General features: G+C 70.0%; 13 protein-coding genes. 4 read left to right on the forward strand and 9 right to left on the reverse strand.

The features are described from left to right. Positions 1 to 7 precede the first annotated feature (7 nt). Positions 8 to 625 carry an NAD(P)H:quinone oxidoreductase gene (gene wrbA, locus MicB006_RS15760; protein ID WP_116507078.1) on the reverse strand — a complete coding sequence of 206 codons (618 nt, stop codon included), beginning with the start codon at positions 623 to 625 and terminating at the stop codon, positions 8 to 10. Between the two features lie 311 nt (positions 626 to 936). On the opposite strand from wrbA, the gene MicB006_RS15765 reads away from it, so the two are divergent. Beyond that, positions 937 to 2,040: a winged helix DNA-binding domain-containing protein gene (locus MicB006_RS15765; protein WP_116507080.1), complete on the forward strand. Its 1,104-nt coding sequence runs from the start codon at positions 937 to 939 to the stop codon at positions 2,038 to 2,040. Positions 2,041 to 2,180: 140 nt separating this feature from the next. Here MicB006_RS15765 and MicB006_RS15770 read toward each other — a convergent pair whose 3' ends face one another. Genes MicB006_RS15770 through MicB006_RS15785 form a run of 4 tightly spaced genes read right to left on the reverse strand, consistent with a single transcriptional unit; the run spans position 2,181 to position 6,518 of the window. Next, positions 2,181 to 3,389: an ABC transporter ATP-binding protein gene (locus tag MicB006_RS15770; protein ID WP_116507082.1), complete on the reverse strand. Its 1,209-nt coding sequence runs from the start codon at positions 3,387 to 3,389 to the stop codon at positions 2,181 to 2,183. 9 nt (positions 3,390 to 3,398) lie between these two features. Next, positions 3,399 to 4,235: a carbohydrate ABC transporter permease gene (locus MicB006_RS15775; protein ID WP_116507084.1), complete on the reverse strand. Its 837-nt coding sequence runs from the start codon at positions 4,233 to 4,235 to the stop codon at positions 3,399 to 3,401. A 1-nt stretch (position 4,236) separates the two neighbouring features. Further along, a complete protein-coding gene (locus MicB006_RS15780) occupies positions 4,237 to 5,238 on the reverse strand; it encodes a carbohydrate ABC transporter permease (protein WP_116507086.1) in 1,002 nt (333 codons plus the stop codon). Further along, the gene (locus MicB006_RS15785; RefSeq protein WP_116507088.1) at positions 5,235 to 6,518 is read right to left on the reverse strand and encodes an ABC transporter substrate-binding protein; all 1,284 of its coding nucleotides are present in this window, start codon (positions 6,516 to 6,518) and stop codon (positions 5,235 to 5,237) included. Before MicB006_RS15785 ends, MicB006_RS15780 begins: the two co-directional genes overlap by 4 nt. 416 nt (positions 6,519 to 6,934) lie before the next feature. On the opposite strand from MicB006_RS15785, the gene MicB006_RS15790 reads away from it, so the two are divergent. From MicB006_RS15790 to MicB006_RS15800, 3 genes are all read left to right on the forward strand, one after another. Then, a complete protein-coding gene (locus MicB006_RS15790) occupies positions 6,935 to 7,366 on the forward strand; it encodes a hypothetical protein (RefSeq protein ID WP_073831804.1) in 432 nt (143 codons plus the stop codon). Between the two features lie 47 nt (positions 7,367 to 7,413). Further along, positions 7,414 to 7,689, forward strand: a complete 276-nt coding sequence (locus MicB006_RS15795; RefSeq protein ID WP_030500352.1) for a hypothetical protein — start codon at positions 7,414 to 7,416, stop codon at positions 7,687 to 7,689. Positions 7,690 to 7,760: 71 nt separating this feature from the next. Then, complete coding sequence (locus MicB006_RS15800; protein WP_225980382.1) at positions 7,761 to 8,042, forward strand: SCO0607 family lipoprotein; 282 nt, start codon at positions 7,761 to 7,763, stop codon at positions 8,040 to 8,042. Positions 8,043 to 8,082: 40 nt separating this feature from the next. Here the strand turns inward: MicB006_RS15800 and MicB006_RS15805 are convergent, their stop codons facing one another. The 4 genes from MicB006_RS15805 to MicB006_RS15820 all read right to left on the reverse strand — a co-directional run bounded on the left by MicB006_RS15805 (position 8,083) and on the right by MicB006_RS15820 (position 22,561). Next, positions 8,083 to 8,775, reverse strand: coding sequence for a hypothetical protein (locus MicB006_RS15805; protein ID WP_116507092.1), 693 nt, complete (start codon positions 8,773 to 8,775; stop codon positions 8,083 to 8,085). Between the two features lie 72 nt (positions 8,776 to 8,847). After that, entirely contained in the window at positions 8,848 to 10,689 is a 1,842-nt protein-coding gene (locus tag MicB006_RS32670; RefSeq protein ID WP_305021763.1) for an AfsR/SARP family transcriptional regulator, read from the reverse strand. Positions 10,690 to 11,344: 655 nt separating this feature from the next. Beyond that, positions 11,345 to 13,297, reverse strand: a complete 1,953-nt coding sequence (locus MicB006_RS15815) for a WD40 repeat domain-containing protein (protein ID WP_152037848.1) — start codon at positions 13,295 to 13,297, stop codon at positions 11,345 to 11,347. Positions 13,298 to 13,426: 129 nt separating this feature from the next. Next, positions 13,427 to 22,561, reverse strand: a complete 9,135-nt coding sequence (locus MicB006_RS15820) for a DNRLRE domain-containing protein (protein ID WP_152037849.1) — start codon at positions 22,559 to 22,561, stop codon at positions 13,427 to 13,429. Positions 22,562 to 22,578: the final 17 nt, after the last annotated feature.

Raw genomic sequence — 22,578 nt, forward strand, 5'->3', positions numbered from 1 at the left:
GTGCCGGTCAGCCGGTCATGCCCCGCTTCAGCGCGGCGCCCATGAGCGTGGCCCGCTTGGCGGTCAGCGCGGTGGCGGTCAGGGCCACCTGGTCCGGGGCCACCTCGCCGTTGTTGCTGGTGTGCGAGGCGCCGTACGGGTTGCCGGCGACGAACTGGCTCGGGTCGGTGTAGCCGGGGGTCACCACGACCCCGCCCCAGTGGTAGAAGACCGTGTACAGCGACAGCAGCGTCGCCTCCTGGCCGCCGTGCGAGGTCGCGGTCGAGGTGAAGCCGCTGTAGACCTTGTCGGCGAGCACACCGGCCGCCCAGAGCGGGCCGGTGGTGTCGATGAACTGCTTGAGCTGGGCGGCGATCATGCCGTACCGGGTGGGCGAACCCATGATGATCACGTCGGCCCAGGAGAGGTCGTCCGGCTGGGCCTCCATCACGTCCTGGGTCTCCAGCCGGTGCGCCTGCCAGCCCGAGTTGGAGCGGATCGCCTCGTCGGGCGCCAGCTCACGCACCTTGCGCAGGCGCACCTCGGCACCGGCCTCCTCCGCCGCCTCTACGGCCGCCTGCGCCATCTGGTAGGTGATGCCGGTCGCGCTGTAGTAGATCACCGCGACCTTGACCTGGCCATCCATCAGACGATCCCTCCTTGTTCGGGGTCAACTCCCGCGACTACCCGTTACTTGTCGCGTCAAACGGCGGGTGTGGCGTCCCGGCGGTCGCGTCATGGCGTCCGCAGGCCTCGCCGACCGAGGCTCAAGATTTGCGCAAGTTCCGCGCGAAACCGCTTTCCCGGTCCAGCTCAGCGAGGATCCTGGGCAGACCGGCGCCGGCCGTTGCGGCCGCCCCCGCGTCGGGAACCTGAACGGGGGATCGCGCTTCGTCGGCAGCGCGGCCGGCGCAGCGCGATCAGGGGCTGTCGTACCCCGGGCCTAGGCTGACGCCCGTGACCGTTCGCCTCAGCCGCGCCGAGGCGCTCGCCCTACGGATGACCTCTCTGCTGCTGCGCCCGCACCCGACGGCCCGTCCCGAGGGCGTCGCCGACGTGGTCGAGTGGTTCGGCGCCATGCAGGCCCAGGACGCCGCGAGCGGGTTGTGGTCGCTCGGCGTACGCCTGCCCGGCGCCACCCAGGACGACGTCCGTGCGGCGCTGGAGCGGCAGGAGGCCCTGCGCACCTGGCCGATGCGCGGCACCGTGCATCTCGTGCCGGCGCGCGACGCGCGGTGGATGCTGGAGCTGACCGGGGTGCGGACGCTGGCCGGGATCGCCTCGCGGTGGCGGCAGCTCGGGCTGACCGTCGCCGACGGGGACCGCGCCGCCGACGTGCTCGGCGCGACGCTGGCCGGCGGCGGCCGGCTCACCCGCGCCGAGTGCCTGGCCGCGCTGCGCGCCGCCGGGCTGGACACGGACGGTCAGCGCGGCTACCACCTGCTCTGGTACGCCAGCCACCGCGGGGTCACCTGCATCGCCCCGCACGTCGGCACGGAACAGACGTTCGTGCTGCTCGACGAGTGGGCACCCGACCCTCGCCGCCCGGAGCGGGACGAGGCGCTGGCGACGCTGGCCCACCGCTACGTACGCGGGCACGGCCCGGTGACGCGGCACGAGCTGGCCCGCTGGAGCGGCCTGACCGTCACCGACGCGACCCGCGCCGTCACGCTGGCCGGTGACCTCCTCGCCCCGGTCGAGGTGGACGGCGAGCCGGCGGTGGTCGACGCCGCGCTGCTCGACGCGCCCCGCGCGCCCGTCGACGACGTGCACACGCTGCCCGGCTTCGACGAATATCTGCTCGGGTTCAAGGACCGCTCGCTGATGCTCGATCCGGCGTACGCCGCAGCGGTGGTCCCGGGCAACAACGGGATGTTCCGCTCCACGGTGGTGCGGGGCGGGCGCGTGGTCGGCACCTGGACGCGGACGATCGGCGCGAGAGCGGTGACCGTGACGGTGCACCAGCTCGTGCCGTTCGACGCCGCGCTGCGCACCCGGGTGGACGCCGCCCTGGCCGCTTACGCCCGCTTCCTCAGCCTGGAGTTGCGCCACTCCTGGTGACAGTGCGGCTCCCCGCCGCCGCGGCTCGGCGCTCCTCGTGACTTGCAGGGCGGGGCGGCCCGTCGGGAGGGATGCGCTGGGCGGACAGACCGAAGGGCCGGCGGCGCGCACGCCACCGGCCCTTCGCACGCGTCCGCGGGTCAGTCGGCGAGCGCTCCGGCCGACCGGCCCTCGTGCAGCGTCAGGTTGCGGCCGCTGCCCGGGTCGAACAGGTGGATCTTCTCCAGGTTGAACCACACCCGGCGCGACTCGCCCTCGCGTACCGGCGACTCCGCCGACAGGCGGGTGACCAGGTTCGACCCGGCGCCGGCGAAGTCCGCGGCGCCCGTGTCGGCGGCCAGTTCCTCCAGTTCGGCGGCGGTGGCCCGCTCCCCCTCGACGGTGAAGTAGACGTACTTGTCCGAGCCCATCGACTCGACGATGTCGACGGGCGCCTCGAACTCGACGCCCCGGCGGCGGGTCTCGTCGTCGATCAGCTCGGCGTCCTCGAAGTGCTCCGGACGGATGCCGATGATCAGCTCGCGCGGCGCGTCGCCGGCTTCCAGCTCGCGGCGGACCCGCTCGCCGATCGGCACCTCACCGAGCGCGGTCCGCAGCCGCCCTTCCTCCACCACGGCGTGCAGGAAGTTCATCGACGGCGAGCCGATGAACCCGGCGACGAAGAGGTTGCGCGGGTGGTCGTACAGCTCCTGGGGCGGGCCGACCTGCTGCACCGCGCCGCCGCGCATGATGACCACCCGGTCGCCGAGCGTCATCGCCTCGGTCTGGTCGTGGGTGACGTAGACGGTGGTGGTGCCGAGCTGCTTCTGCAGCCGCGAGACGACAGTGCGCATCTGCACGCGCAGCTTGGCGTCCAGATTCGACAGCGGCTCGTCCATCAGGAACGCCTTGGGCTGGCGGACGATCGCCCGGCCCATCGCCACCCGCTGCCGCTGGCCGCCGGAGAGGTTGGCCGGCTTGCGGTCCAGCAGCGCGGTCAGCTCCAGCACCTTCGCCGCCTCGTCGACCTTCTGGTTGATCGTCTCCTTGTCCAGCTTCGCCAGCCGCAGCGGGAACGCCATGTTCTCCCGTACGGTCATGTTCGGGTAGAGCGCGTACGACTGGAAGACCATGGCGATGTCCCGGTCCCGGGGCGCCTTGTCGTTCACCCGCTCGCCGCCGATGCGCAGCTCACCGGAGCTGATGTCCTCCAGCCCGGCGATCATGTTCAGGGTGGTGGACTTTCCGCAGCCCGACGGGCCGACCAGGATCACGAACTCGCCGTCGGCGATCTCCAGGTCGACGGCCTGCACCGCGGTGGTCCCGTCCGGGAACCGCTTGCTCACCTTGTCCAGCACGATGTCGGCCATTGCTATCACCTATCCCTTGACTGCGCCGGAGGTCAGACCGGAGACGATGCGGCGCTGGAAGAAGAGCACGAACAGGATGATCGGCACGGTGATCACCACGGCGGCGGCGCAGATCGCCCCGGTGGGGTCCTCGAACTGCGACTCGCCGGTGAAGAACTGCAGCGCCACCGGGACCGTGCGGGACCGCTCGGTCGAGGTGAGCGTGATCGCGAACAGGAAGTCGTTCCAGCAGAAGATGAAGACCAGGATGGCCGTGGTGAACGCGCCCGGCGCGGCCAGCGGCGCGATCACCCGCCGGAACGCCTGGGCCTGGGTGGCGCCGTCCATCTTCGCCGCCTTCTCCAGGTCCCACGGGATCTGCTTGAAGAACGCCGACAGCGTGTAGATGGCGAGCGGCAGCGCGAACGTGATGTACGGCAGGATCAGCCCCGGCCAGGTGTCGAACAGCCCGAGCTGCCGCTCGATCTCGAACAGCGGCGACACCAGCGACACCTGGGGGAACATCGCGATCAGCAGCGAGACGCCGACCAGCAGCTTCTTGCCGGGGAAGTCCAGCCGGGAGATCGCGTACGCGGCCATCGTCCCGAGCACCACGGCGATGGTGGTGGCGATCAGCGCGATGCCGATGGAGTTGATCAGGGCCCGGACGAACTGGTCGGTGTCGAAGATGGTCCGGTAGTTGTCGAGCGTCCACTCCCGCGGCCAGAACTTGCCGTCGGTGAGCGTGGCCGGGGTCTTGAACGACAGCGAGGCGATCCAGAGCACGGGGACCAGCGCGAAGACGACGACCACGACGTCCAGCAGGCCCCAGCGCAGCTTCGCCCGCGTGGTGGATTCCACTGCCATGTCAGCGCCTCTCCCCATCGTCGCTGCCCGGGGCAGCGGTGCCGAACAACTTCACGAACACGAAGGCGATGATCGCCACGGTGATGAAGATCAGCACCGACATCGTGGAGCCGATGCCGAGGTTCAGGCCCCGGATCAGGTTGTTGTAGGCGAGCATCGACACCGACGACGTCTCGTTGCCGCCGTTGGTGAGCACGAAGATGTTGTCGAAGACCCGGAACGCGTCGAGCGTGCGGAACAGCAGCGCGACCAGGATGGCCGGCTTCATCACCGGCAGCATCACCTTGGTGAACCGCTGCCACGCCGTCGCGCCGTCGGTGGAGGCCGCCTTGAGCAGGTCCTCCGGCACCAGCGCCAGCCCGGCCATCAGCAGCAACGCCATGAACGGGGTGGTCTTCCAGATCTCCGCCAGCATGATGATCGCCAGTGAGCTGGCCCGCTCGGTCAGCGGGGCGCTGCCGTCGAACAGGTTCGCCAGGTAGCCGGTGCCCGGCGTCCAGGCGTACCGCCAGGAGAACGCCGCGACCACGGTGACGATGCCGTACGGGATCAGCGCGGCGGTGCGGACGATGCCCCGCCCGACGAGCGTCCGGTGCATGATCAGCGCCAGGCCCATGCCGAGCACCAGCTCGACCGCGACGGTGACCACCGTGATCAGGGCGGTCACCCCGAACGCGGTCCACCAGAAGTCGTTGGTGAGGACGGTGACGTAGTTCTCCAGCCCGACGAACTGCCGCTCGTCGGGGAAGCGCAGGTCGAAGCGTTGCAGCGACAGCCAGACCGAGTACAGGATCGGGTACGCGGTGACCAGCACCATGACAAGCGCGGCCGGCGCGCACAGCAGCCAGCCGAGCCGCCGTTCGGCCCGCTTGTTCTCGCTCAGCGGGGCGCGGGAGCCGCGCCGGGACCGCTGCTCCGGCACCGCGGCGTGCCGGCCGCCGGGCTGCTCGGCCTCGGCCTCGGCAGCGGCCTGCGCGCCGGCCGGGGTGGCGTTCACGCTCATGGCAGAACCCCCTTCGACTCCAGCGCGTCGGAGATCGCCTTGCGCAGCTCGTCGGCGGTCTGCTCGGGCCGGATCGCCGACGGCGGCGACAGGATCGCCGACATCACCGTGGAGATGCTCTGGTAGGCCGGGGTCAGCGGCCGCACCGCCGGCTCCTTCAGCTCCTCCAGGATCGTCTCCTTCATCGGGTACGCCTCGGTCATCTCCGGGTCGTCGTAGACGGCCTCGATGGTGGGCGGCACGCCGTCGTTGACGGCGGAGAACTTCTGGTTCTCGGCGTTACGCAGGCAGCGGGCCAACTCGAACGCCTCCTCCGGGTGCTTGGAGTAGCTGCTGACCGCCAGGTTGACCCCGCCGATGGTGACCTTGCTGGGGGTTTCCGGGTCGATGCCCGGCACCCGGGCCCACTTCACGTTCTTCGCCAGTTCGGGGTTGGCCTCCTGGAGCGCCGGGTAGACGAACGGCCAGTTCACCTGGAACGCGCCCTTGCCGGACTGGAACTCCAGCCGCACCGGGTCCTCCAGCGCGTTGCTGAACGACGGCGAGGTCACGCCGGACGTGGCGAACTTCTTGAGCTGGTCGAGCGCGCGTACCGCGCCGGCGTCCATCTCCGCCTTCTTGCCGTCGTCACTGAGGATCTTGCCGCCGGCGCTCTCGGCGAGCGTGTTGTAGAGGACCACGAGGCCCTCGTACTGGGCGCCCATGGTCAGCACCTGGTACGGCTTGCCCTGCTCCTTGAGCTGCTGGGCGGCGGAGATCATCTCGTCCCAGGTCTTCGGCGGCTGCGAGACCAGATCAGTCCGGTACCACAGCAGCTGCACGTTGGTGTTCTTGGGCGCGGCGTAGAGCTTGTCCTCGTACCGGGCGGTGTCGAGCGGGCCGGTCAGCGTTCCCTGCTCCACGTCGGCCTTGTCCTGGCCGGTCCACTCCCGGATCCACTTCGCGCTGGCGAACTCCTGGGTCCACGTGACGTCCAGGCCGAGCACGTCCATCCCGCTGTCCTGCGCGGCGAGCCGCCGGACCATCTGCACCCGCTGCTCGTCCGCCTCGCGCGGCAGCACCCGGTAGTCGATCCGGTACCGGCCCTGCGCCGCCGTGTTGCAGTTGTCGACGACCTTCTGCAGGTTCTGCTCCGGCGGGTAGTACAGGTTGATCGTGGGGACGCCGCCGTCGCCGCCGGACCCGCAGGCGGCCAGCGGGGCCACCAACGCGAGCGCGGCGGCTGCCGCCGCCGCGCGTCCGGCCGGCCGTCGTGCGGCCGTGTCGGGGACTGTCGTCATCACCCTCCCCCTCTCTTCGGCGAAGAACCGGGGAGTGACCCGTGCCCCGGCGCACGGCGATCCGGCCGGAGTGTCGGCCCCGATTGCCGAACACCCCGGGCGTGTCGTGCGGCTGAACGTGCCCGACCTGCGACGGAGCGAAACATCACGGACATGTGACGGTGACGGCGCGCACACCGCCGGCAGCGCGACGACGGGCGCGGCCGACACGCCGTCCCACGTGGTGAAACGGCGAGGCTACCGAGCGTCAGCGGTCGTGCATTAGCGTGGGGCTGGCTCCGTAGCCGGCGCGTCGCCGTCGACGTCGATACGCCTCCGGCCGTCCCCCACTGCCCGCCCGATCGGTTGGTTCTGTCGGGAAAGTGCCGTTCGCTCGTTCCCCGGTTGGGCAGGATTCGCCCCGAGGAGGTGCCGTCGTGCAGGACACCCGCGCTCTCGCCCTGTCGTTCGAGGTGAGCGGCCTGCCCCCGGTCAAGACCGAGGCCCTGTCCATCTTCGCCGCCGGGCACCGGCAGGCGACGAGGGTCCGCACCCTGCTCCAGGCCGCCTGCACGGCGGCCCAGCGCACCGGGTGGACCCCGCTCACCGGCCCGGTCGAGGTGGACCTGACCCTGCGTTGTCCGCCCGGGCACCGCACCTCCGACGCGAGCACCCTGCTGGGCGGCGTGTGCGCGGTGCTCCAGGACAAGAAGCGGGTCGCCACCATCGGCCTCGCCCACCTCGGAGTGCTCGTCGACGTCGCGCTCTGGTCCGACGACCGGCAGATCCGCCGGCTGTCGTACGTCGAGGAGCCGGCGGAGGAGTTCTCGTACCTGGTCCGGGTGTCGGCCGTACCGACGATGGTTTGACCGACGTCCGCGGTGGGGTACCGCGGACGCCGACGAAGGGAGCGCCGATGTCGGAGCCACATGTCACGCTCGACCCGAGCGGGCTCGACCCTGTGCAGCAGAAGCTGCGTGGCCCGCTTGAGGATCAGCTCACCTCGGCCCTGCAGGCCGCCGCGGACCGGGTCCGCTCCGGCTACGCGGGCGAGCCGGTGGAGGACGTGTGCCGCCGTCTGCTCGACGAGACCCGCTCCGGCCTGCACCCCGACATCGCGGCCGGCTTCCAGCCCGACATGGACGAGTTCTGCCGGGTGGCGGTGGCGATCGTGCGGGGCGAACTGACCTGAGGCCGGCCGTCCCCCGGAATTGAGTACGCGTACCGATGGCGGGCCGGCCCGGGGCGGCGAGAATTCTCCCCGTGCGAACTCGAATCATGATCGTTCTTGCCGTGCTCGGACTGGCCGGGCTGATGGCGACCACCGGCTGCTCGCTGCGGCAGAGCATCTGCGGCAGCGACGAGTACCCGGTGATCGCGGTCGGCCCGCAGGGCGGCAGTTCCTGCGTGCCGGACGGCCAGGACCCGTCCCCGCCGTACGTGCGCTACCCGGAGGGCAAGGTGCCGCAGCACGTCGACGACGAGTGGGACGTCTACTGGCGCACCCACGGCATCGACGAGAACAACAACATCATCGACCGCTGACCCCGTCGGCCCGCGCCGCTCCCGCCGGCGCGGGCCGGCGTCAACTGCGCCGCACGTCCACGGCCACGACGTGCGTACCGTCCGGGCGGGTGGACTCCCCCAGCCGCACCGGCAGGCGGCCGTCGTCCGGCGGCAGCAGGCCGAGCCCGAAACTGAGGTGCCCCTCGAAGTCGCCGGCCACCGCCCATCCGCGCAGCGTCGGGAAGCGGATCGCCGCCGGCGGCAGGTCCGCCGTTCCGCCGCCGCGTGCGTCGTGCGCCTGGGCCGGCTCGAACCGCACCGACAGGTACGCCGTACCGGGCAGCGCGACCGGCGCGCCCCGGCCCTCGGTCACCACCCGCGGCACATAGGCGACCTGGTAGGACGGGGTGGGGCCGCGGAACGCGAAGGTGATCCGGCTGAAGCCCTCCGCCGGGTGGTCGCCGACGTCCACCGCCACCAGGACAGGCAGCGGCTCACCCGGCGGCGGCGTGACCGGCACCCGTACCCGGTGGGCCACCCGGGCCGGCTGGCCGGGCACGGCCCAGTCCCAGGTGACACGCCAGGAGCCGCCCGTCGCGGCGCCTTCGGTCGGCACGGGCGGGGTGGGCGTGGTCTCCGTCTCGGTCGCCGCGGAGGCCGCCGCGACCGTCGGGGTGGGCGCCGTGGACGCGCCGTCGTGGCCGGTCGCCGTGCAGGCCGCCGCGAACAGCACGACCAGGCCGGCGAGCAGCGGTACGCGCTGAGGAGTCATGACTCAGTGTCGCTCCGTGACCGGCCTGCGCACCAGAGGCGTCCCACCCCGATTCCGGCGCCGATCCGGCCGTCAGGCGGCCCACGGATCGAACAGCTGCTCGGCCGCCTCGCGGACGGACACGTGGCCCACCGCTGCCAGTTCGGCGGCGTAGTCGCTGACCAGCGTCGGCAGCCGGTAGTCGCCGTGCCGGTCCCGCTGAGCAAGGTGCGCGTCGACCAGGTCGTCCAGGGCGCGGTGCGCCCGCTGGGGGGAGACGCCGAGCTGGTCCGCGGCCGTGTGCACCGGCGTGCCCGGCCGCGCGCCGAGCAGTTCGAGCATCCGGCCGGCCAGCTCGTCGTCGGAGCGGACCACCGCCACGCCGGCGGCCAGGCTGGCCCGTACCGACAGGTCCTCGTAGGCCAGCAGGTCCAGCCGGGCCCGCCCGTCACCCAGTTCGGCGACGAGGGTGGACACCGACGCGCCGGACCGCCGGCCCAGCCGGGCGCCGGCGATGCGCAGGGCGAGCAGCGAGCCACCGCAGATCCGTACCAGGTCGGCGGTGGCCGCCGGCTCGGCGGCCAGCTGCTCCGGCCCGGCGAGGGTCGCCAGCAGGTCGCGGGCCTGCGCGCTCCCGACCGGGCGCAGCGCCACCCGGCGTACGCCGTCCAGGCTCCCGAGGTGCCGCTGAGCGACGGTGATCAGCGCCGGGCCGGGGCCGGCAGGCAGCAGCGGACGCACCTGCGCCGCCCGGGTGACCCCGTCGACGACGAGCAGCAGCCGGCGGCCGGCCGCCAGCGAACGGAACCAGCCGGCCCGCTCGTCGGTCTTCTCGGGGACGTCGGCGGCCGGCACGCCGAGCGCGCGCAGCACCCGGGCCAGCACCTCCCCCGCCGTCACCGACGTCCGGTAACCGAGGTCCACGAAGACCTGCCCGTCGGGGAACAGGGCGGAGACGGTGTGTCCGGCGCGTACCGCGAGGGTGGTCTTGCCGCTGCCCGGGGCGCCGGTGACGACCACGGCGGCCGGGGCCTCCGCGGTCAGCGCCGCCACCACGTCGGCGGTTTCCCCGGTACGCGCGACGTAGGTGAGCGGGTCCGCCGGCAGCTCCCGCGGCACCGCCCAGCCGACGGCGGGGCGAAGGTCAGCGACCGGCGCCGAGGCGGTCACGACAGCGCCTCCCGGCTCGACGTACGACAGCTCCGGCGCGCGGTCCAGCATCGCCCGGTGCAGCCGGGCCAGTTCCGCGCCGGGTTCGAGGCCGAGCTGCTCGTCGAGGACGGCCCGGGCGTCCCGGTAGACGGTGAGCGCGGCCGGCACGTCCCCGCAACGGTAGAGGGCGAGCATCAGGTGCCCCCAGGCCCGCTCCCGCAGCGGGTGCGCGGCCAGGTGCGCGCGCAGGTCGGACAGGAGGTGGGCGTGCTCACCGGCGGCCAGCCGCGCCTCGGTCAGTTCCTCGAAGACCTGTAGCCGCTGCTCGTCGAGGGCGGCCCACCGGTTGTCCAGCGCGGTGCTCCGGGGCAGGCCGTCACCGGACGGGCCCCGCCACCAGGCCAGCGCGGAAGTGAGCGTGTCGATCGCGCCGGCCGGATCGGCCGACGCGAGCAGTGACCGCCCCTCCGCGGCCAGTCGCTGGAACTCGGTCACGTCCAGCTCGTGCGGTGCCAGCCGCAACTCGTACGCCTGCGGACGGGCGACCAGCCGGTCGCCGACCGTGCGCCGCAGGCCGGCGGCGTGGGTACGGAGGTTGGCAGTGGCGGACGTCGGCGGGTGGTCGGACCAGACCATCCGGGCCAGCCGGGGCAGGGGGACCGAGTGGTTCGCCTCGATCGCCAGCCCGGCCAGGACGGCCCGTCTCTTCGCCGCGCCGGGCGTGACGGTCTCGCCGTCGACGCACAGCTCCACTGTGCCCAGTAGCCGAATCTGAAGTTCCATCGCGCCGCTCCCCGTGAACCCTAGACGCGCCGCCCACGCTAAGCGCCTGGTTCGCGGCCAACAAGGGTGGAACCGGACAATTAAGCGTGATGAATGTCAATATGGTTGGCGGTGTGTCGAGGTAACAGAAATACCGCTGAGGACGCTTCGGGTTGATCACGCCGGGTGACGGGAGGCAGAAGCCGGCCCTTCCGGTCCACGGAGGTCTCGGCGCCGTCGCAGTACCCGGCACCCGCAGCGTACAGACCGCCCGCCTGGTGCGCCTCAGCACCGCGCACAGGTCGCGCCGACGCGGATCGGGTCACCGGGACGACGTCGGCTCGGCTGCACCGATTCACTGAACATGCTTTCACCGATGACGGCTCTCAGTGCGGCATCGCCTCACGAACGAGCGTCTTCGGAAAAGCGATTGTCTCAACGCGCCTTGCATTCGCCCGCTCGGCCTCCTCAGTCCACTCCGGCACTTCCTCTCAAAAGGAGAGCACGCCGTACCGGACTTCGCCGGTGAGGCCGTCGGGTGCGTCAGGCAGCAGAGCCGACATCAGGGTTTGTGTCGATCATCGGGCACCAACCGATGCCCTACGGCAGGACGGGCCGCGCTGAGGATCGCCTCGATACCGGATATGGCCTCAACGAGGGTTCCGATCTCGCCGCTCTATCCTCGATCACGATCGTCAGGTTCACGCCGAAGAGGCTTGGCGACCGGCGGCGTGAACCTCGCGACATCGGCCCCGACGCCCACGAGCACGTCCAGGTCGTCGGTGGCGATGCTGCGTGGTTCCGCGGGCAGTTGCAGTGCCGGGCACAGCTCCTGGCCGGACTCGAGATCAATCAGGGACACCGTCCCGTCAGCGCGGGCGATGAAGACCGCGGGCCAGGTGGCGATCGCGACGGAGGTGATCGGGGCGCCGACGACCTCCGGACCGAGCGGGCGGCCCGACAGGTCGCAGGCCCACGCCGTACGCCATCCCGACCGGCGCTCGGCGAGACTCCCGGCGACCAGACGCGTGCCGTCCAGAGCGGCGACGAAGCCGCCGTCAAGACCGGGCATCGGCGACGGAGGTGCGCTCAACCGGTCCAGCCGGAACACCTCGGGCGGCCGGCCGATCGCCGAGACCACCGCGATCGGACCGCCCTCGGAGGGGCCGGTCACGAGCCGGTAGGTTCCTCGTTCCTTGCGGACCTCGTCGATCAGGGTCCCGTCGTCGGCCCGCTGCAGACGCAGCAGCTCGCGGTCGATGACCACCAGGACACGCTCGCCCCGGACCCTGGCCATGCTCACGTGCCGCACCTGGGGGACGCTGACCTTGATCGGTGGTTGCATCTGCTCGCGCAGCATGAGGTCCCACCGCTGCACCCACGGGTGCGACGCATCCGGGGACCCCGCTCCGGTGGCCGCCCGCACCCTCGTCCCGTCCACCCAGGCCGCCAGCGACACGACGCCTCGCACCTGCGTATTGGTCGGCGCGGTCACCAGCGAACCGTCCTCGGCCCGGTGCGCTGCGATCGTCCCGCCCTCGTCGGCGCAGACCACCACGCCGGACTCCGCCATGGCCAGCCGCGCGACCGGCTGGCGGAAGCCCGCCGATCGCTGCGGCGGTGCGTCCGGGTCCCACAGCCCGACCATGCCGTCCGCGGCCGACCCCGTGAGCAGCCAATCACGCCCCTCCCAGCGCACCGATGCGAGCACCGGCGTGCGCACCGGCCCCGGCAACGACGGCCCGGCGGGCGTCGCAGCTGGCAGATCCCAAAGATGGACCCGCCACTTCGTCGGCACAGCCACGGTCCCGTTCACCATCGCCAGCCGCGGCCGGGCACGCTTGCCGCCCCACATGCGTCCCTGGTGCGGCGGAAAGTCATCGACGTGTGCGTCGACCCGGCCGCCCACCTGCGCACCGGTGGCTACGTCGAACATGACCAGCTCGCGCGGCCCCGTCACGACGGTCAGCACATCCCGCCCGTCTCGTGCCGACAGCAGGGCCGCGGCGATGCCGCCGGGAGTCTGCTGATCCGCGACCGGCAGCGGCAGCCGTTGCCCGCTGTGCGCGTCCCACAACGACACTTCGCGCCCGGCGGCCACCACCACGTGCCGGCCGGAGACCAGCCGCCCGGCACAGATCGCGAGCGACTCCGGAACGCCGAGCGTGCCCAGGGGTCCCCCGGTTTCCAGCGACCATCGCGCCACCGCACCGTCGGCGCCGAGCGTCACCACGACCGCGTGTGGGGCCGGCCCGGCCACCCGAACGTCCTCGACGCCCTGCAGACCCGTGCGCCAGCTCCGTAGCATCGTCAGGTCCGGCAACGCCCAGACTCGCACCGTGCCGTCCGAGTGCCCGGTGACCGCGACCGCACCATCCGCCGACGCGCCGACCGCCACGCACACGGCGGCTTCCACCGTCGCCGTCGTCAGCTGTCCCGAGACGATGTCCCACACCTGAAGACGATCACCGGCGGCGTCGGCGGGACTGCGCCCGGCGACGGCGGCCGCGAGCGGGCGCAGATCATCGCCGCCCGCATCCAACGCGAGCACCGGACCGGTACGCACGAGACGGCCCATGCGCGGGATGTCCTGACCGGTCGCCCAGACAGTCCGCCAAAGCCCCGACATCCATCCCTCCTCAGAGGCAACCTTACTGGTCACCGGTAATAGGACCGGGCATCGCGGGCCGTGACCCGCGATGCCCGGTGTAGTTCCGGCTATCGCCCTGCAACGTCCAGGGCGATAGCCGGAACTCGATCAGTACTGCCGGAATCGCAGTCTCCGACCCGCCCACCCTGCGGCCGTGAACGCGCCCTTCGCGATGTCTTGCAGCTTCCGGCCGCCGTACTGCTGTGGCTGGTAATGGCCGGACCAGTTGTCATAGGACGTGATCTTGCCGTTGTTGGCGGTGAACCGGCCCGCCATGAGCACCGGGTTGGGTCGCCCGGCGGCGTCGAATCCAGCCAGGCTCGTGTGACCGGGCCACACGTCCTGGTCCCACAGGTCGGCGAGGTCGTCGTCGTGCACGGCCCGTACCCCGTTGTTCGGCATGACCACGAAATGGTGGTCACCGTCGCGGAGGGGTCCCATACCGTCGTTGCTGCTGCGCACCACCGAAGGATCGGGGAGAGCGTCCTGCGGATCGCGGTCGACGTTGCGGTTCGGGAAGTTCGGGTCGTTCTCGTTCTTCCACTCGACCCCGCAGTTGTGCACCAGGACCGGTTTGTCCCCGGCGAGAACGTAGTACGTGTGGACGCCGTTGACGGTGAGGTTGTGGACTCGTTCGTGGCGGATCGTCTTGGTGATGGCGGTGATCTGGACCCAGGTGCCGGCTGCGGTCTGCAGCCACATGCCGGGCTTGAGGTCACCCCCGTTGACCCACTGTCCGGCGTCGGGCAGCCAGATCAGGTGCGCCGCCGTGGAGGTGATCGACCCGGTCTTCGACCCGGCCTTGCCGTCCACGTCGACGGTGATCGTCACCAGCGTCTTGCTGCCCTCGTGGCTACGGACGTCGGTGACCGCACGGCCCTGGTTCTGGCCCGACTCCACGTCCGTGCCGAGGACCTCGTCGCCCACCTTCAGGTCTTCGATCGCCTTGGCGCCGCCGCCGGCGAGCAGGACCTTCGTGCCGGGGACGAAGCTGTTGCACTTGGTCGGTGCGGCTGGGGAGTCGGTCTTCGGCTTCGGCGTGTTCGTGGGCAACGCCTTGGAGGCGTCGGTGGTGGCCTCGACGCCCTTCTTGACGTCGTTGGCGGTGTCGATACCGTCGGCGATCTTCTTGCCGGTCTTGGCCAGCTTCGCCGCCGTCACCGCGTTGCCCGCCAGCGGGATCGCCGAGGCCATCGACAGCGCCGCGTCGACGTAGTTGCCCTCGGCCGCGTACCAGATGCCGTTCGCCACGTCGGCTACCTCACCGACCACCGGCACCATGCCGACCACGTCCAGGGTGGCGTGGCCGATGTCCGACCACGACATCCCGAACAGGTGCCCGTCCAGCTCGATGAAGCTGATCGGGTTCCCGCCGGCGAACGCGTACCGGTTACCGGTGAACGGATCCATCCCCAGCGCCATGTCCGCCATCGCGCCGCCGTAGGTGTCCCGCGTCAGGAACCGGTTCAGGCCCGGGTCGTAGTTGCGGAACCCCATGTCGTACGTGCCCGAGCCCGCGTCCCAGCGGGAGGCGTTGAACCGGAACGCGTTGTACGGCTCCTCGCCCTCCGGCTGCGCTCCCGGCTTGTCCACACCGGTGAACTGCGACGAGTCGTCCTGGCCGTACGCGGTGTACCCGTACGTGGCCCGGGTCTTGCCGTCCTCCTTCGTGATGCCGATGACGTCACCGCGCGGCCGGTAGATGAACTGCGAGTACTCCCGCGCCCCGTCGTCCTTGTGCTTGATCTGGGTCAGCTGCTGACCCCACGGCGCGTACTGGTACGACTTCGTCGCCTTGCCCGCGACCTCCTCGCGCAGCACCTGGTTGTCCATCCCCAGGTACGTGAACAGGGTGGTCTTGCCGGCCGTCGTCTGCGACACCGTCCGGTCGAACGGGTCGTACACGTAGGTGGTCGACTTGGCGTTGGCGCCGATGCCCGCTGTGGTCTTCGCGGTCCGGTCGAAGCCGTCGTAGTAGTACTTCTGCGCCCGCTGGCCACCGACCGACACCGTGTCGAGGCGCCCCAGCGGGTCGTAGTTGTACGTCGAGGTCACACCCGCCGTGGTGGTCGAGTGCAGCCGGTTCCGGTCGTACTTGCTGGTGCTCGTCGTCCCCCCGACGGTCTGCGACACCGTGTTGCCGTTGGCGTCGTAGGTGTAGGTCTCCGTGGAGGTGCTGTCACCGGTCTTGTCCAGCTTGGCGATGCGGTCCTGCGGGTCGTAGCTGAAGACGTACGTGTTGTCGATGTAGTCCGACGAGTTGTCGGCGTTCATCAGCTTCAGCACGTCCCGCGACGGGTGCCCGTTGGCCTGGTACTGGAGGTTGTGCTCGGCGACCGTGGCGCCGCCGGAGGTCTTCTCCAGCTGACGCTTGGTGGCGCCGTCGAGGTAGTACTCGAAGTCCACCGTGTTGCCGTTGGGCTTGGTCTGCTTGAGCACCTGCCCGCGGTTGGTGTAGGTGAACGACGAGATCTGCTGGTTGCCGGCCGTCGGCGAGTCGGCGTTGGTGACCTTGGCGACCATGTCCCGCGGGTCGTACTCGATCTTCGACCAGGTGAGGTCGTGGGTCGAGGTGAGCGGGTTGCCGTTGTCGTCGTAGGTCAGCGCCGTGGTGTTCTTCGCGCTCGTGTCGTTGAGCCCGGCGAACTCCTTCACCGTGGAGATCTGGTTGAGCTGGTCGTACGCGATGTCGTACCGGCCGATCTTCGCGCCCGGGCTGAGGTCCTTGACCTCGACCATCATCCCGTTCGGGTTGTACCGGTAGGTGAACTCCTTGCGCTCGTTGTCGACGTCGGCGGAGTTGTCCCGCACCAGCTTGACCGCGTCGGCCAGCACCTTGCCGGTCGCCTGGTCGGTGACGGTGATCTTCTGGACGCCCTCCTCCTTGAAGGAATAGCTGCCCAGGCTGATCCAGGCGCCGGTGTTCTGCGTCTGGTTCACCGTCTTGGTGACACTGCCGCCGTCGTGCGTGATGGTGAACTTCGCGTCCGTCGCGGCACCGGTGACCTGCGGGTGCCGGACGAACACCTCGTACGTGCCGTCACGCGGGATGGTCAGCTGCCAGTTGAACTGCGCCGACCCGCTGCCGGCCGGAGCGGTGGAGACGTCGTAGCCCCACTGCCCGGTGGCGGCCCCGTTGGTCCAGGTGCCCTGCGAGGCGGTGTTGTTGGTGTCGGTGTTGTCGACCAGGACCACGTCCTTGCCGACCGGCAGTCCGTCCTCCGACCGTCCCTTCTCGTTGCCGGACTGGTAGTACTGCCAGGTCATCGTCCGCGTGGTCGACCCGCCGGCCGAGCTCAGCGTGTTCTTGGTCTGCTGGCCCAGGTCGTTGTAGTCGTAGGAGTTGACGATGTCCCACGGGTCCTTGGACGTCCGGGTCCACCCGTTGTCGTAGTAGGTGTACTCGGTGTCGTTGCGGACCGTCTGCCCGTCCGACGGGGGCGCGCTGACCTTCGTCAGGTTGCCGATCTCGTCGTAGCTGTAGAAGGTCTTGTCGGGCTTGTTGTAGCGGCTGTCGTCCTTGTCGTAGGACGACCACTCCTCCTTCTTGCGGTTGAGCGCGTCGTAGACGGTCACCACGGAGAAGTCGTCGGCGTCGTCGGTGGTGTCCACCCCGCGCGGGGTGATCAGCTTCGTCTGGTTGCCGACCTGGTCGTACTCGTACTTGGTGGTGCGGTAGGTGACGGTGCCGGAGCCGTCCTTGCTGTGCGGCACCTTCGACTCCACCAGCGCGCCGCGGGCGTCGTACGTCGCCAGCGACTCGTTGCCGTCGGCGTCGGTGGTGCCGAGCGTCAGGCCGTCCTTGTCGTAGCGGGCGGTGGTGAACTTGCCCGCCGCGTCGGTGGTCTTCACGACCCGGTGGTTCAGGTCGTACTCGTACTTCGTGGTGAAGTCGTCCGCCGCGCTGGCGGTCTTCTTCGCGTCGTACAGGACCGTGACGTTGCCGACGTTGTCGTACTCGGACTTCACCTTCTGGTCGAGGCCGTTGGTGGCCTCGATCGGCTGGTAGATCGCGTCGTACTTCGTGGTCGTGGTGTAGTCACCCACCGTCGAGGTCAGGTTGCCCTGCGGCTCGGTGACGGTCAGGACGTTGCCGACCTTGTCGTACGTCGTGGTCGTCTTCCGCTCCGGGTCGCCCGACTCGTCCTTCGGGGCGAGCGTCTCGACGACCTGGTCCGCCTTGTCGTAGACGGAGGTCGACACGGCGCCGTTCGCGGCGTACGCGGTGGTGATGTTGTCGTTCGGGTCGTACACCGGGGCCTTCGTGGTGATGAAGCGGTTGTTCGCCGCGTCCATCGGCTCCACCTTGGTGGTTGGCCGGCCGAACGTGTCGTACGCCTGCGTCACCTTGGCGTTCTTGCCGTTCTTGACCTCGGTGACGTTGCCCCGGTCGTCGTAGGTGAAGTACGACTTGCCGGTGCCCGCGTCGGTGATGGTCGTCGGGTAGCCGCTCGGGTGGAACGGGCCGTACGCCGTGGTGTTGCCGTTGGCGTCCCGGGCGCTGAGCAGCTGACCCCACTCGTCGTAGGTGTTGACGCTCGTGTAGTCGCCGTCGGCCGGCGTGGTGTTGCCGACCGGGTCGGTGACCGTCGCGACGTCGCCCTCACCGGTGTACGTGAAGGTCCACTTGCGGCCCTCGGAACTGGTCTTGCTGAGCACCTCGGCCACGTAGCCGTTGAGCTGACGTTGGTAGGTCAGCACCGTGCCAGGCCAGCCGTTCTTGACCGCCTCCGCGTCCCGGATCTGGGTCGGATAGCCGGTCTTGGGGTCGAACGCCCAGGTGGAGACGGCGGTGTTCGCCTCCTCCAGCCGGATGACGTTGTGGTCGTCGTCCCAGCCGGTCTTGGTGACCTCGTTCTTGGCGTTCGTGACCTGGTACGCCCGGCCGTAGCCGTCCAGCAGGTACTGGGAGGCGTGGTTCTCCGCGTCGGTGACCGTGGTGTTGATGTTGTTGCCCTGCGGGCCGTCCGGGTCGACGTAGGCGAACTGGGTCAGGTAGCCGAGCCGGTCGGTGTAGGACTTCGTGGTCCAGTGGAACTTCGGGTCGTCCCCGTTCTGCGGGTAGTTGTAGACCAGGCCGGTCGCGTTGCCCCGCGGGTCGGTGACCTTGACCAGCTTGACGTTCTTGTTGCCCTGGGTCATGTCGTAGGCGAACTTGAACGTCTTCGGCGTGCCGTTCGTCGAGCCGGCGCCGTCGATCAGCTCACCGAGCAGGCCCTTGTCCGTGTAGGTGAACGTGAGCTTGCGTCCCGAGACGTCGGTGATCTGCGAGATGTGGTCGATGATCTTCGGGTTGGTCAGGTTCGTCGCGCCGGAGACCCGCGTCCAGGTGGTGTCGTTGATGTAGTCGTACGTCTGACCCTTGGCGTAGTAGTCGATGGTCAGCGTGATCCGGCCGGTCGGGTCGGTGATGTACCGCAGGAACTTCGTCGGCTTGTTGTTGGACTTGCGCTCCTCGTAGGTGAAGAGCATCTCGTTGCCGTTGTTGTCGACGACGCTCGACAGGAAGCCCTCGCAGTCGTAGAAGAACTGCGTCCGGTCCGGCCGGGTGAGCACCCACGCCTTCGGCTCGTCGGTGTTGGGCTTGCAGTCCACGCTGCCGTACTTCTGCAGGTAGAGGTGCACGCCCTTCGGGCTCTTCCACTCGTTCGCGGTGGCGTCCCAGGTGAACCGGTGGCTGGTGCCGTCACCGTCGGTCAGGGTGACCTTGGTGGGGTTCGGGTTGGGGTGGAAGTCCAGCGGGGCGCCGAGCCGCATCATCGACGACGCCTGCAGCGACCAGCCGTACCCGGCCACCGTGTCGGTGGTGTCCAGCGAGTTGTAGGACATCCGGACGAACGTCGACAGGCCCCGGGACGGGTTGTTGAACGCGTTGTACGACCAGACCGTGTTGCCGGAGTACAGGTTGTTCATCAGGCTGCCGCCGGCGCCGGTGTTCTTCCCCGCGTACGAGTAGAACTTCTCCAGGCCGAGCTGGTCGGAGGTCGGCTCCTCCACCGAGATGTTCTGCGGCAGCGCCGGGATCGACGCGGTCTCCGACAGCTTCTCGCCGGTGAGCTTGTTGCGCAGGTCCCACTGCAGGACGTAGTCGGTGCGCTCGTTGCCCTCGGTGGACGACGGCGGCGTCTTCACCTGTGCGGCCACGTCGACGGTGCCGCCGGCCGGGACGCTCTTCGGCAGTGCGGTCTTCAACTCGTAGCTGGCGTCCGCGCCGTCGGTGACGCCGTCGGCCCGCTTCCAGTCGTAGGCCAGTTCCCAGTCGGTCGGGTTCCAGGCCGTGAGCGTCGGGTTCGACAGTGTGACCGGCACCGTGTACGTGGAGTTGGCGGTGGCCAGCGTCGGCGTCGAGGCCGCGTAGTACGTCGACTCCGCGGTCTGCTCCAGGTAGGTGACCTCCAGCGTGGGCCGCAGCAGCGGCTCCTGTGCCTCGGACGACAGCAGCACCGCCCGTGCGGTCTGGTTCGCCTCGTCGCGCTGCCGCAGCAGCAGGCCGAAGTTCTTCGTCGGGTCCTTGACCCAGCCGTCGGCCGCGGGGGTCACGTCCCAGGAGGCCCACTTGGGGTCGTTCGTGAACTGGTTGTAGCTCGCCTTCCAGGTGGTGTCGTAGTCACCGCCGGCGGTGGTCCACGCGTTGGTGCCGTCGTAGGTGTTCCACGTCGCGCTGGTCTCGGTGAAGTTCCTGGTCAGCTTGTGGACGTCGACGTACTCGTCGGTGTCGGTGCCCGGGTAGAGCCCGCTGTTGTACAGCCGCAGGTCGGCGTCGACGACCTTGGCGTCGGCCGGGATGCCGGTCAGCGTCGGGAACTTCACCAGGCCACGGGTGTCCCCGTAGTAGGACGAGTTGTTGCCCGGGCTGACGTACGGGTCACCGTCGTAGACGTCCACGTTCTCCGTCGGGCGGGCCTGGGAGAGCGTGGTGTCGGTGGTGCCGGTGCGGTAGATCCGGGTGATCTGGCCCGCCTTCGGCAGGATCGCCGACTGGGTGGGCCCGGCGAGGACCTGCCCGTCGCGGGTCTTCACCGCGACCATGTAGTAGTAGAACTTCCGCGCCAGCGGGTCGGTGTTGTCCGCCGCCGTCGGGATCGCCGTGGTGTCCTGGTAGGTGCGGGTGCTGGTGGACACCGGGGCGATCAGGGTCGCCGCCGACGGGGTGAAGTTCTGGTAGATGCTGCGGTGCACCTGGTACTCCACCGCGTCGTCCGCCGTCGACGACGACGGGTCGACGTACGCGGGCCAGTCCAGCACCGCGCCGGTGGCGGTGAGCGTCGTCGGCGGGCTGACCGCCACGCCCGGCCGGCCGTACGTGATGACCAGCTTCGGCAGGTTGTAGTCCCGGCGGGCGTTGTTGTACGCGTACTCGGAGGCCTCGTAGATCGGGCCGCCGCGGCCCTTGTCCGCCTCGTCGACCGCCTTCACCATGAAGCCGTTGTTGGCGTACGCGCCGTTCACCCAGTCCTGCACCACGTTGCGGACCGGGAACGAGCTCCACACGTTGGAGACCGATGCCTTCTTGGTGGCCGCCCCCCACTTGGTGAACCGCACCGCGTCGGCGATCACCGACTTGCCGGACACGTCCCCGAGTACGACCTTGCCGGTGGTGCCGGCCGCGAACGGGTGCACGCCGAGGGTCTTCCACTCGCCGCGCGCGCTGCCGGTCTGGTCGACCGTGTACGTCTTCGAGCCGCCGTTGTAGTGCACGGTGTACGGCGCGTTCGTCGGCCGGTCCGACTCCGACACGTAGTGGACCTCGACCTGGTAGTTGCCGGCCTCGGTGATGGTCGGCACCCAGGTGTGGGTGTGCCCGGTGGTGGTGTCGTTGTTGTAGCGGTAGTCGCCGTTGACTGCGAGCCCGGTCAGCGCCGTGTTGCCCGAGTACGACCAGGTGCCGGACACCGAGGTGCCGGCGTCGCCGTCGTCCTGCGTGACCATGTTGCCGGCCGGCTGGGCGGCCATGTTGGCGTTCATGTTCGCCCAGGTCGCGGTGCTCTCGCTCCAGGGCTGGGTGACCCGGCGGGCCTCCATCGCGACGTCGAAGCCCCACGCGTGGTGGGTCTGCGAGTAGTACATCTGCAGCTGCGCGTCGTCGATCGGCGTGTTCCGCGGGATCGAGCCGACGTCGAACTTGACCAGCGTGCGGTACGCGTTCGACGCGTCCGTGCCGACCTTCAGCTGGTAGGTGTCGTTGTAGTTGGTGGTCGTGGCGCCGGAGTAGATCTGCACGTCCTGCGCGTCGGTGGGCACCGGCTGCAGCTTGATCGTCGGGTCGATCACCACCGGGTAGACCCGGGACCGGTCGGTCAGCCAGGCGGTGTCCGCGGTGACGGTGACCGTCGACGTGCCACCCGAACTGGTCACCTTCTGGGTGACCTTGTCCGACCACACCTTGCCGTGCGGGGAGGACTTGTCGTCCTTGCTGTCGTACATGAACGGCGGCGGCATGACGAACACCGGAGCGCCGCCGTCGCGGCCGAGGAACGCGATCGTGCCGTCCGCGCGCTGCTGCGCGGTCAGGCCCGCCGTCTTCAGGGTGAACGTGTAGGACGCCGGACCGGCCGGCGCCTGCCGCAGGACGATCTTCTCCTTCAGCGCGGTGCTCGTGACGTCGTAGACCACGTCCGCGCCGCCGGCCAGCCGCGGGTACGTCACAGTGGAGCCCGAGACCTTCGGGCTGACGTCCTTGGGGGCGCCGGCCAGGCCCAGCTCGATCGCGCGGCCGTCGCGCTCGAAGCGGACCAGCTCGTCCGAGCTGTCGCCGAAGAGACTGGTGTAGGCGTTTGTCAGGTTGCCCTGCGCGTAGCCGGGCTCGTCCACCGGACGGACCGTGGTGTCGATGGGCTGCCACCTGCCCCTGCCGTCCCGGTAGTGCAACGGCGTGGCGGAGATCTCCGCCTGCAGCCGACCGTCGGCCAGCTGATAGACCTTGGCCTTCTCGGTCCGCCGGCCGGGCAGCTCCCTGACCCGCTTCTGCGCCGGCCACTTCCGGCCGGCGACGGGCTTCTCGTCGCGGTGGAGACCGGCGCTGACCACCTCGGGCCGGGCCCGGTTACCGCCACCGGCGACCAGGCCGCGCGCGGCGTCGCCGAGCCGGTCCAGCAGTCCGCTGTCGTCGTTCTTCCCGCTCGGCGCGGCGGCCTGTTCTGTTGCGGCTGGGTCGCGGTCCGGTAGGACCGCGGCCCCGCCCAGCGTGGCCACCATGGCCAACGCCAGGCCCCCGATCAGGGCGCCTCGTGATGGTCTCCTCACCCGTTACCCTCCGGTCA

Source organism: Micromonospora sp. B006 (assembly GCF_003408515.1).
GTDB lineage: Bacteria > Actinomycetota > Actinomycetes > Mycobacteriales > Micromonosporaceae > Micromonospora > Micromonospora echinospora_A.

What these genes read in the sequence shown, in the direction of transcription:
- wrbA (WP_116507078.1), bottom strand. Translation starts at nt 625, where the DNA reads ATGGATGGCCAGGTCAAGGTCGCGGTGATCTACTACAGCGCGACCGGC.
- MicB006_RS15780 (WP_116507086.1), bottom strand. Translation starts at nt 5,238, where the DNA reads ATGAGCGTGAACGCCACCCCGGCCGGCGCGCAGGCCGCTGCCGAGGCC.
- MicB006_RS32670 (WP_305021763.1), bottom strand. Translation starts at nt 10,689, where the DNA reads ATGGAACTTCAGATTCGGCTACTGGGCACAGTGGAGCTGTGCGTCGAC.
- MicB006_RS15795 (WP_030500352.1), top strand. Translation starts at nt 7,414, where the DNA reads ATGTCGGAGCCACATGTCACGCTCGACCCGAGCGGGCTCGACCCTGTG.
- MicB006_RS15775 (WP_116507084.1), bottom strand. Translation starts at nt 4,235, where the DNA reads ATGGCAGTGGAATCCACCACGCGGGCGAAGCTGCGCTGGGGCCTGCTG.
- MicB006_RS15785 (WP_116507088.1), bottom strand. Translation starts at nt 6,518, where the DNA reads ATGACGACAGTCCCCGACACGGCCGCACGACGGCCGGCCGGACGCGCG.
- MicB006_RS15815 (WP_152037848.1), bottom strand. Translation starts at nt 13,297, where the DNA reads ATGTCGGGGCTTTGGCGGACTGTCTGGGCGACCGGTCAGGACATCCCG.
- MicB006_RS15805 (WP_116507092.1), bottom strand. Translation starts at nt 8,775, where the DNA reads ATGACTCCTCAGCGCGTACCGCTGCTCGCCGGCCTGGTCGTGCTGTTC.
- MicB006_RS15770 (WP_116507082.1), bottom strand. Translation starts at nt 3,389, where the DNA reads ATGGCCGACATCGTGCTGGACAAGGTGAGCAAGCGGTTCCCGGACGGG.